Source organism: Psychrobacter sp. HII-4 (assembly GCF_904846595.1).
GTDB lineage: Bacteria > Pseudomonadota > Gammaproteobacteria > Pseudomonadales > Moraxellaceae > Psychrobacter > Psychrobacter celer.
Window position 1 is genome coordinate 15,258 of record NZ_CAJHBJ010000019.1, and the last position, 15,626, is coordinate 30,883.

Annotated in this window: 13 protein-coding genes; 7 read left to right on the plus strand and 6 right to left on the minus strand. The window is 46.8% G+C overall.

From position 1 onward, the window contains the following. The first annotated feature begins 34 nt into the window (after window positions 1-34). Window positions 35-877 carry a hypothetical protein gene (locus JMX98_RS09465; protein WP_227680112.1) on the plus strand — a complete coding sequence of 281 codons (843 nt, stop codon included), beginning with the start codon at window positions 35-37 and terminating at the stop codon, window positions 875-877. Between the two features lie 217 nt (window positions 878-1,094). Here JMX98_RS09465 and JMX98_RS09470 read toward each other — a convergent pair whose 3' ends face one another. The 3 genes from JMX98_RS09470 to JMX98_RS09480 form a co-directional block, all read right to left on the minus strand. Further along, window positions 1,095-1,862: a 4'-phosphopantetheinyl transferase family protein gene (locus tag JMX98_RS09470; protein ID WP_201586131.1), complete on the minus strand. Its 768-nt coding sequence runs from the start codon at window positions 1,860-1,862 to the stop codon at window positions 1,095-1,097. Window positions 1,863-1,978: 116 nt separating this feature from the next. Continuing rightward, window positions 1,979-2,497, minus strand: a complete 519-nt coding sequence (gene pal, locus JMX98_RS09475; protein ID WP_201586134.1) for a peptidoglycan-associated lipoprotein Pal — start codon at window positions 2,495-2,497, stop codon at window positions 1,979-1,981. Window positions 2,498-2,703: 206 nt separating this feature from the next. Then, window positions 2,704-3,384, minus strand: coding sequence for a DUF6231 family protein (locus tag JMX98_RS09480; RefSeq protein WP_201586137.1), 681 nt, complete (start codon window positions 3,382-3,384; stop codon window positions 2,704-2,706). Window positions 3,385-3,910: 526 nt separating this feature from the next. Here JMX98_RS09480 and pepN point away from each other — a divergent pair. Further along, window positions 3,911-6,553 carry an aminopeptidase N gene (pepN, locus tag JMX98_RS09485; protein ID WP_201586140.1) on the plus strand — a complete coding sequence of 881 codons (2,643 nt, stop codon included), beginning with the start codon at window positions 3,911-3,913 and terminating at the stop codon, window positions 6,551-6,553. A 175-nt stretch (window positions 6,554-6,728) separates the two neighbouring features. Here pepN and JMX98_RS09490 read toward each other — a convergent pair whose 3' ends face one another. Continuing rightward, window positions 6,729-7,811, minus strand: coding sequence for a 3-deoxy-7-phosphoheptulonate synthase (locus JMX98_RS09490; protein WP_105245556.1), 1,083 nt, complete (start codon window positions 7,809-7,811; stop codon window positions 6,729-6,731). 326 nt (window positions 7,812-8,137) lie between these two features. Between JMX98_RS09490 and lpxB the strand changes: the two genes are divergently transcribed. From lpxB to JMX98_RS09505, 3 genes are all read left to right on the plus strand, one after another. Continuing rightward, window positions 8,138-9,469, plus strand: a complete 1,332-nt coding sequence (lpxB, locus tag JMX98_RS09495) for a lipid-A-disaccharide synthase (RefSeq protein WP_227680114.1) — start codon at window positions 8,138-8,140, stop codon at window positions 9,467-9,469. A gap of 150 nt (window positions 9,470-9,619) precedes the next feature. After that, entirely contained in the window at window positions 9,620-10,471 is an 852-nt protein-coding gene (locus tag JMX98_RS09500) for a ribonuclease HII (RefSeq protein WP_201586142.1), read from the plus strand. A gap of 125 nt (window positions 10,472-10,596) precedes the next feature. Then, a complete protein-coding gene (locus JMX98_RS09505; RefSeq protein ID WP_201586143.1) occupies window positions 10,597-10,797 on the plus strand; it encodes a hypothetical protein in 201 nt (66 codons plus the stop codon). 84 nt (window positions 10,798-10,881) lie between these two features. Here JMX98_RS09505 and JMX98_RS09510 read toward each other — a convergent pair whose 3' ends face one another. Continuing rightward, a complete protein-coding gene (locus JMX98_RS09510; protein ID WP_201586144.1) occupies window positions 10,882-11,547 on the minus strand; it encodes a DUF924 family protein in 666 nt (221 codons plus the stop codon). Window positions 11,548-11,637: 90 nt separating this feature from the next. On the opposite strand from JMX98_RS09510, the gene nspC reads away from it, so the two are divergent. Together nspC and JMX98_RS09520 are read left to right on the plus strand one after the other, a co-directional pair. Continuing rightward, a complete protein-coding gene (gene nspC / locus JMX98_RS09515; protein WP_201586145.1) occupies window positions 11,638-12,855 on the plus strand; it encodes a carboxynorspermidine decarboxylase in 1,218 nt (405 codons plus the stop codon). 282 nt (window positions 12,856-13,137) lie between these two features. After that, on the plus strand, window positions 13,138-14,409 hold the full coding sequence (locus JMX98_RS09520; protein WP_201586146.1) for a saccharopine dehydrogenase family protein: 1,272 nt from the start codon (window positions 13,138-13,140) through the stop codon (window positions 14,407-14,409). A gap of 124 nt (window positions 14,410-14,533) precedes the next feature. Here the strand turns inward: JMX98_RS09520 and htpX are convergent, their stop codons facing one another. Continuing rightward, a complete protein-coding gene (gene htpX / locus JMX98_RS09525; protein WP_201586147.1) occupies window positions 14,534-15,448 on the minus strand; it encodes a protease HtpX in 915 nt (304 codons plus the stop codon). Window positions 15,449-15,626 lie beyond the last annotated feature (178 nt).

Below are 15,626 nucleotides of genomic sequence, written 5' to 3' on the forward strand. Positions count from 1 at the left end.
AGTCGCTTGCAACGCGTTAATTTCTGCTGCCGTTTTGGCTTCAACTGCTGCACTAGCAGCTGAGCCAGTTGTCGTTGTTGATGACAACACAGCTGTCGCTTATGAAGCAGAGCCAGTCGCTGTCGCTTATGAAGCCAAACCTGCTTATGCATACAATGCTGATGCTGGTGTGGTACGTAACACCACTGGTGCTGTCGTTGGTGGTAGTAAGACTTTCTTCCAAACAGCTATCAACCCAGCTGCTGTCAGTGCTGAAGTTGGTACACTAGGTTATGGTGCCAATATCGCTTGGGGTTTGAATGAAAAAACTGAACTACAAGCTGGTTGGGCAGGTGGTGATGTTGCTGACCTATTTGGCGGCGACTTTGATGCAAACGACGTAAACTATGATGTAGATGCTGACTTTAGTAACCCATACCTAGGCGTACAATTACGTCCTACTGGTAACTGGTTCACTATGGGCGCGGGTATCATCGTACCGGATAACGATCTCGATGTAACTGCTAACCCAGAAGGCGGTGTATATAAAATTAACGACGTATCATATATCGCAGATGACGTAGGTACTTTACAAGGTACTATGGAGCATCGTAATAAATTAGCCCCTTATGCAACTATCGGTTTCCGTCCAAATATTACCAATAATTTTGGCCTCTTCGGTGAAATCGGTGCTGCGTATATGGGTAAAACAGATGCTACTGTAACTGCAAGTAAAACAGGGCCAGTACGTATAGATGATGGCGGTAACAATGGGGGTACTGTTGTACCTGGTTTGTCTCCTGATGATGTAGCTAAGCGTGCTGAGCAAGAGTTAGAAGATAAAGACTACTTAGAGTGGATGCCAATCGTAAAAGTTGGTGCAACTTACCGCTTCTAATTTAATTACAGTCTACTGGCTGTTATTAAATAAACAAAAAACGATCCTATTTATTAGGGTCGTTTTTTTGTGCGCTGATTAGGGCGTGTTGAACATTCACAAATAGTCTCTGTCAGTGCCATGGTTGAATGTTCAACACGCCCTAATAACAAGTAGTAAGATGCTAGCGATTAAATAGAGGATATGCCACGCCTTAGATGTTGGCTGGAGATCCTCATCAAAACACAATTACAATATGCTGCCTAGGAATGATGGCGATACGGTACCCTGTTTTTTTATCCATCACAGTCATCAGATGATGGTCGTCTATCACGCTGTCTATCAAATCCTCAATCAGATAAGCGTAGTCGATACCCAGCCCTTGCGCGAGGGTGTATTGATATACCTTGATATAGCTTTCTTTTATTTGCCATAGCTGCTTTGCGATCGCATCACGCTGCCATGCAGGCAGTCGTTGCAATACCGCCTTTTCTTTATCAGCATAAAAACGCCGAACCACCTGCCAAGCTACCTCATTTGCTTCTATATCGATGCCAGCAGGACGATGCTGGCTGAGAATGACGGCCACCTGATTGTCTAGACAGCTCGTTGGTTGAGTGTTGCTATTATCAGTATCGTCTGTATTTTTTGCGCCTGTATGGCTAAAGCATACGTAGTATTTGCTACGAGCAAGCTGATAAGGAAAAGCTGACTCATCTAAGGTATCGTCTATCTGTAGCTTGGTGAGTAGCTGTTGTAATAACAGCCTTACGCCTTGCCGCTGTAGTTGGCGCTGCTGCTGCGCCCGATCAGGTGCTGATATGTCTGCAGACGCACGGTAATACTGCCATTGCTGGGTATCATCTATATGGGTGTTTAGGTCGTATCGGCTTAGATAGGGCGGTTTATTGATACGCTTATGGGCAAGGGCGTTGACATGCGCAGTGGCACACCATGTCGTAGGCCCAAGCCTCACATTATGAGTTTGTGTCAAGTATAAGGGCATAGGTGTAGCCGCAGGTTTTATGTAGGAGTAGGAAGTATAAAGCCCAGCAACGTGATATTGCTGGGCCTTTTTAGTATTACGCTGAAGATTGGTAATACGAGCGTACGGGATTTGTCTTAATAAGACAGCTCCGCGCGGCGGTTTTGCGCATAGGCGGCTTCGGTGGTGCCAGCGGCGGCAGGGCGCTCTTCACCGTAGCTGATGATGCGGATATTATTGACCGCGACACCTTGAGCGGCCAGATAGTCACGCGCTGCTTGGGCGCGGCGCTCGCCTAGCGCCATGTTATACTCGCGGCTACCACGCTCATCGGTATGACCAGCAATCACTACGCCAGCGGTTGGGTTTGAGCGTAGCAAGCTTGCGTGTTGATTGAGGACATTGGCCGCTTGTGCGGTGATTTCGCTGCTATCGAAGGCAAAGTAAACGACGGCTTGCAGGTTGTCTGCGCCAGTGACGACGGTGCTAGCATTGTCTACGATGACGGCACCATTATAGCCCGTTTGACCGCCTGGGATACCTAGCGGGGCAACCACAACTTCAGAGGTGGCGCGTTTGGTCGCACAGCCTGTAGTGATTGCGATAGCGCTTGACAATACAGCGAGAACTGCAAGCTTAGAAAAACGAATTGACATGGTGAGCTCCTAAAATTTTTAATTAACATTGTTGTTGTAAACTGCTTCGATAAAACTCAGGCAATTACCATTTATCATATATTCAGTGTTACTTTATGTAAGTAGTATTACTGTAAATCACTCGAGAATTTACAATCAGATATGCTCGTTTTGTTATATATATAGCCGTTTTGATAAATGCTCTGATATCGAGGCAGAAAAACAAACTACCAGCGGTGCTTGTCCCAGTTTTCAGGGTTTGCCCAGTAGTCGGCATTGAGCCAGTTAGGCAGCTGTTTGTAGTCATACAGATTAAATTGCCACAGTGTCGCTGATCCAAAAGCATGGGCGGCGGCAGGCATCTGGGTCATATCGGCACCTGATAGGTCGGTATCTTCTGCCACAGTAGAAGTCTGTAATATATCAAATGGGGTAAATCCGTAGGGTTGTAAGTCGATATTGTGCTCAAGGGCGATGAGTAGATGGGCGGCGTATAGGTCGCGATAGCGCATGAGTAATGGGATATACTGCTGTAGCTGCTCTGCTGATAGCGTCGGCAGCCAAAAACACACCAGCTCATACCGCTCAGATACTGGCTGTTGGTTGAGCGCCAGTAAGGTCGATGAGGCAAGTTTGTCAGCGGGCTGTGCGGTATCGCTGGCTTGAAAAGCAGCATGGTTGGTAAGCGCGGTATTTAATAACGCTAGCGTGTTTTTGTCTTCGCTTACCCACAGTAGATTGGGCAGTAGCTCGGGCTTATCGTCAATTTTATGTTTGGTGCTTTTGCTGTCTGATTGAGTGTTTGTCTGCGCATCAGTTTCCTGTGCTAGAGTGGGCAATAGCGCATCGATATAAGCTATTAATAAAGGTAGCGTCACCTCTGCGCGACGCGTGGGTTGCTTTGTCATATGATAGGCCGTTTCTCAAATGGTAATCGTCAGTGCCTTTATTAAATCATTTTGGTATGCATTATCCAATGAAAAATTGAGGCCTGACGACTAAACTTACTATTTTTACCAAAGCCAGCTATCTGACTGACTTAGTTAAATTTGACTATAAGCCACGGATTATCAGCGCCACAATCTAGGGAGCTGCTCTTGAAATTTGGTGATTTAGGCCAATGTAGCTAAAAAATAAACAGCTAAACCACGTAAAAAACCTAAAAAACTTAAAATCTAACACAGGACTTTTAGGTGTTAAGGTTAGGGCGTGTCTTCAATTCACTCGATAGTTATCTAAATGGGCTAAAAATGGCCAAATTTTGCCAAACATCGTCAAATAGCTGGTCAATATCCCGATATGAACGGCGCGATTTTCCTTGTTTGACCGCAATTTATCTCATTTTTATCACCATTTTTGAAATAAAGACACGCCCTAGGAAGCGCTAGGAATTTTAATCACACGTATTTTTTATGAATAACAATAGGAACCCCCATGTCTACTGCTGAAACAGATATCCAAATTATCAACCCTGAAATGCCTGATGTGCCACCGCAAGCACCCAGCAAAATCAATCTAAAAGACTATCAAAAGCCAAGCTTTGCTGTCGAAACGGTCGATTTGGATATCAAGCTATATGAAGACCACGCGCAGGTAGCTAGCACGCTACAGATGGTGCGCCAAAGTGCAGGGGATCTTGTGCTATTTGGTGAGGATTTGGCGCTACTGGCAATCACTATGAACGGCGAGTCATTGCCCTCCGAGCGCTATCAACACAGGGCAGGCAAACTGACGATAGCAGATGCCCCTGATGAGGTTACTTTAGAGATACAAGTGCGTATCTGTCCGCAGACCAACACAGCGCTTGAGGGGCTATATATGGCGGGCAGTGGCGACGATACCATGTTTGTCACTCAGTGCGAGCCTGAGGGGTTTCGTAAGATCACTTTTTATCCAGATCGTCCAGATGTGCTGGCGGTATTTACCACGCGCTTGGAGGCGGATAAATGTTATCCAACGCTGCTGGCCAATGGTAATTTGGTAGAGGCGGGCGACGTCAGTGGTACACCAGACCGTCATTATGCCATCTGGCATAACCCGACCAACAAGCCAAGCTATTTGTTTGCTTGCGTCATCGCTGATTTGGATGTGCTGACGGATTCATACACCACCAGTGAAGGGCGCGAGGTGACGCTTGAGCTTTATGCCAAGTCTGCCGATATCGATAAGTGTGATGTCGGTATGCAAGCGCTAAAAGACGCCATGCGCTGGGACGAGGTCAACTATGGCCGCGCTTATGATTTAGACCGTTATATGATCGTCGCTGTCAGTCAATTTAATATGGGAGCGATGGAAAACAAGGGCCTAAATATCTTTAATACCGCTTGTGTGCTATCTAGTCCTGAGACGACTACAGATGCGCGCAGTTTTAGTGTCAAATCTATCATTGCCCACGAGTATTTTCATAACTGGACGGGCAACCGCATTACCTGCCGTGATTGGTTTCAGCTGTGTCTAAAAGAAGGCCTTACAGTGTACCGTGATCAGTCGTTTTCTGCCGATCAGCAATCGAGCGCGGTACAGCGTATCGATGATGTGGCCACCTTACGCGCGCATCAGTTTGCTGAGGATGCAGGGCCGCTTGCGCATCCTGTGCGCCCTGAGAGTTTTGTTGAGATTAATAATTTTTATACGACGACTGTCTATGAAAAAGGCGCTGAAATCGTGCGTATGATTGCCAATACGCTAGGGCCAGTCAACTTCCGAAAAGGGACAGATGAGTATTTTCGCCGTTATGATGGGCAAGCGGTGACGGTGGAGGACTTCTTATCTGCGCTCAGTATTACCGATAGCAAGATTGAGGACTTTATCGACTGGTATCGCCAGCCTGGTACGCCTGTGGTGACAGGGCACCAAGACTATGACAGCGACACGCAGACGTTGACCATTACGTTGAGTCAAAAAACTCGCCATGTCGCAGGTTTTGATGCGCCAAAGCCTCTGCCGATACCTGTAGCGACGGCACTGTTTGATCGAAATACTGGCAATATCGTCGCCGAGCGTATGTTGCTGCTTGATCAAGAAACACAAGCCTTCGTCTTTGAAAATGTGACCAGCGAGCCTGTGGTATCGCTATTACGTGACTTTAGTGCCCCTGTGCAGCTCAACTATGCTTATCAAGATGCTGATTTGGCGTTTTTACTTGAGCATGAAACCAATGGTTTTAACCGCTGGCAAGTGACGCAGATGCTGGTCAATCGTATCTTGCTACAAAACAAAGGCGAGAAAAGTAGCCCAGATATTTATCTGCATGCAATGGCGCAGACATTGCCTGTGCTTGCCGCCGAGGATGCGATGCTGGCGGCACGCTTACTGGATATTCCATCCGCGCAGGAGCTGGCTTCTGCCATACCGCAGGACTATGACCCAGAGGCGATCAAAGCGCAGCGTGAAGGTTTATATCAACAGCTGGCTTTGGCATTAAAAGATGAGTGGGCAGAGCTTTATGAGCAGCTACCCATACAGGCGTATCAAGACAGTGCCGATGCTCGCGGCAGACGTGCGCTGCGTAATGTGGTACTCGATATGGCAGTGACCGCCAACGTTGATGGGGCTGCTGAATGGGCGCAGCAGCAATATGACAATGCCAGCTGTATGACAGAGCGTTTTGGCGCGTTAAAGGTGATGGTCAATCATCAACTGGCAAAAGCTGATGACTATCTAGCAGATTTTTATGAGCGCTTCCAAGACAATGATTTGGTCATTGACTTGTGGTTTAGTGTGCAGGCATCTGCCGATACGGTCACCCCTGACGCCATCACTGCATTGCTTACACATAAGGACTTTGATTGGAATACGCCCAACCGTGTCCGCTCGGTCGTCGGCGCTTTTGCCTCGCAGCCTACCGTACTTTGGACAGATGATGGACTGGATATCTATACTGGTGTCATCAGAAAGCTGGATACTGCCAATCCAGTATTGGCATCGCGCTTATTACAAGTACTGGCACGCTGGAACACTTTGGCTGAGCCGCGCCGTCAGATGGCGCATGAGCAGCTGCTTGATTTACAAAAGCAGGTATCGTCTAAGCATGTACTTGAGAGTTTAGAGAGTGTGCTTGGGTCTACAGGCGAGTAGGATAGGATATAGTCGATGCACTCTAAAAAGCGCGTTTAAATTTATATAACAGTTTTATTTTCAACTGACTATCATAAAAAGCCCGCCCGATATGCGTATCGGGCGGGCTTTTTTTAGCGTATCACAGTATCAATGCTGGGCATGCTAGCTAGACGATAGCTCTTTGCATTGAGAGTTAGCGATTTGGCAAGACGTCTTTGACCATATCACGCAGCTTATATAGAGCTGTGACCGTACTGTCCCAATCCAAGCAGCCGTCGGTGATAGATTTGCCATACTCAAGCTGGCTTAAGTCGGCGGTCAGCTTTTGATTGCCGCCTTTAAGGTGACTTTCGATCATCATACCGATGATGGATTTGTTGCCGTTTTGGATTTGTTCGGCGACGTTCGCGATGACCATTGGTTGTAGATATGGGTCTTTACCTGAATTGGCATGGCTTGAGTCAATCATGATTTTGCCATTGGTTTTGCCTTTGGCCAGTGCGTTTTCGGCTTGTGCTACCGCCGTTTCATCATAGTTTGGTTTGCCATTACCACCGCGCAATACCACGTGAGCGTAAGGGTTGCCTTTTGATTTGATGATAGAGACTTTGCCATCTGCTGATAGACCTAAGAAACTATGGCCTTCTTTGACCGCTTGCATGGCGTTGACCGCGACTGTCATTCCGCCGTCGGTGCCGTTTTTGAAACCTACTGGACAAGACAAACCTGAGCTCATCTCACGGTGTGTCTGGCTTTCAGTGGTACGCGCACCAATGGCTGACCAGCTGATCAAATCCTGCATGTATTGCGGCGTATTTGGGTCCAAGGCCTCGGTGGCACACGGCAAGCCTTTTTCGTTGAGATCTAACAAAAGCTTACGCGCCGTACGCAAACCTTTTTCGATATCAAAGCTGTCATTCATGTCAGGGTCGTTGATCATGCCTTTCCAGCCCACCGTTGTACGGGGTTTTTCAAAATAGACACGCATCACCACAAATATGCTATCTTCGATCTCTTTTGCCAATACCGCCAAACGATCGGCGTATTCGTGAGCGGCTTTAATATCGTGAATAGAGCAGGGGCCGACGACCACAAACAAGCGCTTGTCTTTACCGTCCAAGATATCTTGGATAGTGTTGCGACCTTTTAGGACGGTATTATAAGCTTTGTCTGACAAAGGCAGCTCAGCTTTTAGCTCAGCGGGAGTGATCAAAGGAATGAATTTTTCAATATTCACGTCGTCAATATCTGCATTATGGGTAACTGATGTTGTCATGGTTATATATCGTCTAGCTGATTTATAGGGATATTCATTATGCGGACAAAAGCGCTGGTTGACAAGGGCAATCATATAGTTAATTAACTGATAACTGGAATGAGGAAGCTAAAATCCAGTTATCATTGTGACGCCTGCGTTGGATATAAAAACAGGCGGCGCGTGGTTTTTGTGAGTCAATTTAGCTATTTTGGCCGTCGTCACGTATGATGGCAGCGTCAATGAGCATCGTTATTAGCGTTATCAGGCCTTATGGCCACTGACATGTGTTATATTTTATAATTGTTTTTATCGTACCTTTATCATCTTCATATCGAGAGCTTGTCATGACAGATTTTGCTACCCTTAACCACTCCCTTGGTGTGACGCCAGACGCAGCGGTACAGACGCTTGAGAGTCAAAGCACGGCTGAGCTTGTGGTACCTAAGTCAAACGCGGGTTCACTGGTCATCGGTATCGTCGCAGGTGAGGTGTCAGGTGATAGCTTGGGTGCCGACTTTATGCAGCAGATGAATAATCTGCGCGATGATATTGTTTGGGTAGGTGTCGGCGGCGCCAAGATGCAAGCACAAGGATTACAAAGCATCTTTGCATTAGAGCGATTGGCTGTTATGGGGCTGGTCGAGGTGATGGCACAACTGCCAGATTTGCTAAAGGCACGCCGTGAGTTATTAGTAGCGTTTCAAAACGCTGCTATCGACTGGTTTATTGGTATCGATGCGCCTGATTTTAATCTGCGGGTCGCAAAAAAACTAAAGCCCAAAGGGGTTTTTTGTGTTCAGTATGTCAGCCCCTCTATTTGGGCATGGCGTGAGTCGCGTATCCATAATATCAAAGCAGCTACCGATTTGGTGCTGTGCTTGTTTCCGTTTGAGTTGCCAGTCTATGAGCGTCATAACCACCCAGCAATCTGTGTCGGTCATCCGCTATTACGCACCATAGATCAAGGGCTGCTCGCGACACCTATCAATCAGCGCCGCAGTGAGCTGGTCTGGCATAATGATGGCTTGCAGCAGTTTTTTATTGATCGTTTTGATGAAGTCAGCCAGCTCATTTGCGTGATGCCAGGGTCACGGCGCGGGGAGATTACCGCCATCTTGCCTTTGATGCTCGATGGTATTCAAAAATTGATATTACTGGACCCAAAACTGTGTTTTATCATCCCTACTGTGGATCAAAACCATCAATATATCGTGCAGGATGTCATCGATAAACGCTCAGAGCAGCTGCGCGCCGCTATTGTGGTGGTCTACGATGATAGCCAGCCAGCCTTTAGTCAGCAAGCGATGGCAGCAGCCGATGTGGTGATGCTAGCCTCAGGCACCGCGACACTAGAGGCGATGCTGCTTGAGCGACCGATGGTGGTGATTTATCAGTTAAATCAGCTGACCTATCAGATCGCCAAGCGTCTGGTAAAAGTGCCTTATGTGGCGTTGCCCAATATCCTAGCAGATGCCGCGATAGTGCCTGAACTGATACAAGAGCAGGCGAGTGGGGACAATATCTGCCGTACGGTGATGCGTTTATTACAGCCACGCGCCTATGCCGAGCAAATGAGCGATTTGCTTACCACCAAACAGCTATTACAGCAGCAGAGCAACCATGAGCCGGCAAACAGCGTCATCGAGCAATGGTATAAGCAAAACCATCAGCAATAACACATGTCATCTGTGCCGTATGGCAGCACTGTTATGACAAAATACTAAAAATCATGCTAAAAACGATACTAAGAACAATGCTAAAAGCCACGCTAAAGGTAATGTCACCAAGTCCAACTTTCACCCCTCAAAAAAAGATATAGCAGTGTTATGAGTAACCCATCTAGTAGTGCCCAGCCTTTGATACCAATTGATATACGTATTGAGCAAGTCGATATCAAAGGTCAGTATATTCAACTAGCAGCCCCCATCCATTTGTCTGGTCAACTACATACCTCGGAGCTACAAAGCCAATATGGGCAGACGACAAAGGACGCGGTCTTGCCACTACAGATAGGTGTCGATGAAGCTGGCCGCGGGCCTTTGCTAGGCTCTGTCAATGTCGCCGCGGCGCTATTACCTGCCGCGTGGTCGGGGCTCATAGAAGCGCAGCCGCTAAAGGATACCCCGCTGTCTGTATTGACTGACTCCAAGCAGTTGAGTGAAAAAAAGCGTGACAGGCTCTACCCCTTGGTGCAGCAGTATGCGGCTGGGTATATCATCGCGGAGATACCGGCCGCCGTCATCGACCAAATCAATATTTTGCAGGCGACGATGCTCGGTATGCGTTTATGTACCGAGGAGCTGCTACAAGCAATTGCCGCCCATTTGACCGCTGTCGGTCATCGCTCTATCGAAGTGCTAATCGATGGCAATCGCTGCCCTGATTTAGACGTTAGTAAGATTGCCAAGGCAGGTATAGCGCCCGCCATGCTCGACTGTCAAGCATGGGTCAAGGGCGATGGCCTTCATACCAGTATCGCCGCGGCCAGTATATTGGCAAAGGTGAGCCGTGATAAGGCCATGTATGACTTAGATGCGCAGTATCCTGAGTATGGCATCGCTAAACACAAAGGCTATCCAACGCGCGCTCATATGGCAGCCGTTGCGACGCTTGGTGTGTTACCAGAGCATCGCCGCAGCTTTGCCCCTATAAGAAAGGCGCTGGAGAGCGAATGCTAAACGCCGACTATGCTTGTTATCGTTAGGGCGTGTTGCACATTCAACCATGGCACTGACAGCGAGTATTTTTTAGGCGACTCTAAGGTAATGAATTTACGTTTTGTAAGCTTTAATGAACTTATTTGATGAGGTATGCTTTTTTATTTTTATCATTGCCAATGACCGATGATTTAAAAAGCTGTGAGATTGCACGCCGGCAAGATCAAAGCCAGCAGTGCGGACTCTATGGCAATACTGAATATCGTGTCAGCTATGAGGTATTGATTGATAATAAAATCTTACAGCAGCAGTCGTTTAGTTTTACCACAGGTGAAGTGAACTACTAGGAGATGCTTTGTCGAACGCCGCGCCATAAAAGAAGGGCTGAATAAAATTGCTGATCCAGCCCTTCTTCTAAGAAGCGAAAAGACTTAGAACGATGAGTTTGGTTGTTCTAAAAAGGCTTCTTCTGCCGCTGTCGACTCTCGGTCCAATATATCGTTACGGTGCGGATAGCGGCCAAACTGCTCGATAATATCTTTATGACGGTGCTCAAAGTCGAGTGTCATCGCGTCATCTAACTGCTCAAAGAGCGGCAAGTAGCGCTCATGAACCATCAAAGATTCAGAGTGCATAAATGGCATAATCATAAATTTTCGCCACTGCGCGGGGAGGGTATCGAAATGTGGTTGTTGAATGGCTTCTTGCGCCAATACCAGTGCCATACCATCTTGTGCAAAGGCATTGGCTTGCCCGCGGCACAGATTGCGCGAAAACTGATCGAGCACAATAATCTCAGCCAAGCGTCCTGCTAGAGCAGTGATGGAGCTGTTGCTATCTGCTGCGGCGTTGGCGATACGCCAGGTGACACATTCGCCTTGTTTGGCGGCTTGCCAAATCTTACCAAATTTTTCTCTTATTCTTTGATCAAAGGCATCGTTTTTTTCAAACCAATATGCCTCATTGTCTTTATCAAACCAAAAATCTAAAACCGCCCGCGCATCGGCATCAAGATGCGCTAAATTGATATTTTTTGGTTCAAGCTGAGATAAATTGGCTTGGCTCGCTGCACTGGAATAATCGGTTGATAATGACATAAGATATTCTAATTATAGTGAATTTAGTCTACTATAGCGCAATTATTTATATCTGTCATGATGCCAACCGCAGCGATTAGGTAACCACTTATGAATGTTGAAAACACTGTAATAACCTCTGATTTATCTTCTCTACCTACGCCTTATTATTTGCTTGATGAAGCGGCAATCGTTGCCAATATGCAGATTATCGCACGTCTGTGTGAGTTGTCTGGTGCCAAGGCTTTGCTTGCGCTCAAGTGTTTTGCCACGTGGGGCGTGTTTGATGTGATGCAGCCTTATTTGCATGGTACGACTTCATCGTCACTCAATGAAGTGCGTTTGGGCTATGAGACTTTTGGTAATAACCGTGATGCCAATAACAGTGATAAAAAAGAAACCCATGCCTATAGTGTCGCCTATAGCTTGGATGAAATCGACGAAGTATTAAGCTACGCGGACAAGATTATTTTTAACTCCATCTCGCAGTTGCATGCCTTTAAAGATAAAGCGCATGCACAGGACATTCCAGTCGGGCTACGCTTAAACCCAAAAACCAGTAATTCGTCGTTTATCATCGCTGATCCTGCCCGTCCTTTTAGCCGTCTTGGTGAGCATGACAAAGATAAGATTGCCGCGGTGCTTGGTGATATCACAGGGGTCATGATTCATAACAACTGTGAAAACGATAGCTTTGAGGCGTTTAGCGCAAGCTTGGCTGATATCGAAGACAGGTTTGGTGATATTTTAGCGCAGCTAGAGTGGGTGAGTTTGGGCGGCGGTATTCACTTTATCGCACCTAGTTATCCGCTAGAAAAATTAGCCGACAGACTAAAAGGTTTTAGTGAAAAATACGGCGTCCAAGTCTATCTTGAGCCAGGTGAGGCGAGTATTCATGGCGCTGGCACGCTGGTTACGACAGTGCTGGATACCATGCACAATGACAAAAACCTCGCCGTCGTTGATGCCTCGATCGAGGCGCATATGCTTGATTTGCTGATTTATCGCGAGTCTGCGCCAATCACTTCTGTCAATGCAGAGTCAGTGGAGGTGATGCCTGTCGATCAGGCGCAACAAGAGGCTGCTGACAATACTATTATCTATGGACGCTCCTGTTTGGCAGGCGATATCTTTGGCGAGTATGCTTTGGCGCATGAGCTGCAAGTGGGCGACACCGTTGCGTTTGGTAATGCGGCAGGCTATACCATGGTTAAGAAAAACTGGTTTAATGGTGTTAATATGCCAGCGATTGTGATTCGACGTCTAGATGGCAGTATTGATGTGCAGCGCGAATTTGATTATCAAGATTACAAAGCCAGCTTGTCTTAGTAGCAGGCTTCGTTGTTAAAATTAATTTATCAAAAACAAAGACTTAAGGGTAAGGGTTCAAACTTTAAGTTCATTGGTTTTTTCTATATTATTTTTATCGACAACCGAATAAAAATTGTTATAATCGCGTCGGACAAAGCGCCTACAAAAAGGGCGCTTTGTTCGACGGGTGCGTGGGTTTTCCTCGGTCTTCCTTTTTAATTCACGCATATCATTCACTCGTTTCTGTTTTGCATAGCCAGTATCGATGGTATCGACAGGGACACAAAGGAGGATTGTTCATTGAACACAAATCAAACCAAAGCTAGTAAAAAAAACGTACTCATCATTGGCGCAGGCGGTGTCGCGCAAGTGGTCGCGCATAAATGTGCGATGCACAACGATGTGCTGGGCGAGATTCATATTGCCTCACGTACCAAAGATAAGTGTGATGCTATCGCTAAAAGCGTCGAGGACAAAGGTAGCTTTAAGCAAGCGGCAGTCTTGCATACCCATCAAGTCGATGCCATGGACAGCCAGGCTGTCGTTGATCTTATCAACGATACCGGTATTCAAATCCTAATCAATGTCGGCTCGGCATTTATCAATATGACGGTGTTAGAAGCTTGTATTGAGACGGGCGCGGCTTATATTGACACCGCTATCCATGAAGATCCACGCAAGATTTGTGAGACGCCGCCATGGTATAACAACTACGAATGGAAGCGTAAGCAGCGCTGTGCCGACAATAATATCACGGCGATTTTGGGTGCAGGGTTTGATCCAGGTATGGTCAATGCTTACGCGCGTCTGGGCTATGACATGATGGATAAAGGTTCAGTGACCGATATCGACATTATCGATATCAATGCCGGTAGCCACGGTAAGTACTTTGCCACCAACTTCGACCCTGAGATTAATTTCCGTGAGTTTACCGGTACGGTGTACTCTTGGCAGGACAGCAAATGGCAGTCGAATAAGATGTTTGAAGTCAAGCGTACTGACGATTTGCCAGTCGTTGGCGAGCAAAACAGCTACTTGAGTGGACATGACGAGATTCATTCTTTATCAGCCAACCTAGATGTGCCAAACATTCGTTTTTGGATGGGCTTTGGTGAGCACTATATTAATGTCTTTACCGTGCTCCAAAACCTAGGTCTATTGTCTGAGCAGCCAGTCACGACCGCTGAAGGCCAAGAAGTGATTCCGCTAAAAGTGGTCAAAGCGGTACTACCAGACCCAAGCTCGCTTGCGCCAAACTATACCGGCAAGACCTGCATCGGTGACAAGGTCAAAGGTAAAATCAATGGCGTCGATACTGAGGTGTTTATTTATAATGTCTCAGACCATAAAGACGCCTACAATGAAGTTGGTAGCCAAGGTATCTCTTATACCGCAGGCGTACCACCTGTCGCTGCGGCGATGCTCGTCGCCACTGGCGAATGGGACGCGGGCAAGATGGTCAATGTCGAAGAGCTGGATGCCAAGCCATTTATCAATCTACTCAATCAGATTGGCTTGCCAACCCGTATTCAAGACGCCAATGGTGATAGAGCGCTTGAGTTCGATATTTAGTCAGTAAGTTTATTTAATAGAAAGCCTATCTTTTTTAGATAGGCTTTTTTTATGCTTGGTTTTACAAGATAATAGCAGCGCTGATACTGATATCTACTATTATCTGTCGTTTTAGAGCAATGGCTTACGCTTCACTAGGACTGTACTTTCTCAGCGCCGCAATACGATCATCCAGCGTTGGGTGTGAGCGGAAAAGGTTTGCAATACTAAAGCCTGTAGACTGCCCAGACGCGATAGCAAAGGCTTTCATGCTCTCAGGCATCTGGTCTGGACGCTGCTCAGCAGGACGCAGGGCATCTAGTGCGCTGATCATCTTGTCACGGCTAGCAAGTTTGGCGCCCATCTCATCAGCACGAAACTCGCGCAGGCGTGAGAACCACATAACGATGGCAGATGCCAAAAATCCTAGCAAGATATCCATCACGATACTGGTGACAAAGTAACCGATACCAGGGCCATCTCCTTCATTTTTAAACACAGTGCGATCGACGAAATTACCGATAATACGCGCAAAGAACATCACAAAGGCGTTTATCACCCCTTGAATGAGCGCAAGTGTGACCATATCGCCATTGGCCACATGACCAATCTCATGCGCCAATACCGCTTCTACTTCATCTGCAGTCATACTCTGGAGTAGACCCGATGAGACGGCAACCAGCGCTTTATTTTTATTCCAGCCTGTAGCAAACGCATTGGGCTGCGAGTTGTTAAAAATACCAACCTCAGGCATATCGATATTGACCGCGCGCGCTTGTTTGGCGACCGTATCTATCAGCCATTGTTCAGTGGCATTGCTTGGTGCCTCAATGACCACCGTTCCCGTTGATCTTTTTGCCATCCATTTGGAGATAAATAACGATACCATCGACCCGACCATACCGTAGACACCGCACATAATGGCTAGGCTGGCATAGTTTATCCCGCCTGCGCTATGTACGCCACCAACCCCAAAAAATCGGGACAAAATCCCAAACACGATGCTAAATACTACGATCACCGCTAAGTTAGTTAATAAAAACAATCCAATACGCATCATGACGCTAAATTCCTCATAAAAATTCGACCACAGTCTTAGGCGCGACCCTGCGACTGCGATAACAGCTAAAACAAACAGCAGACAATTATAACCTGCTAAATATAATATGGCAGGCAATAATGCATGTATTCGTCAGTGCTTACTTACGGAGTCATCTTGATTTGCTATAATGGGCCAC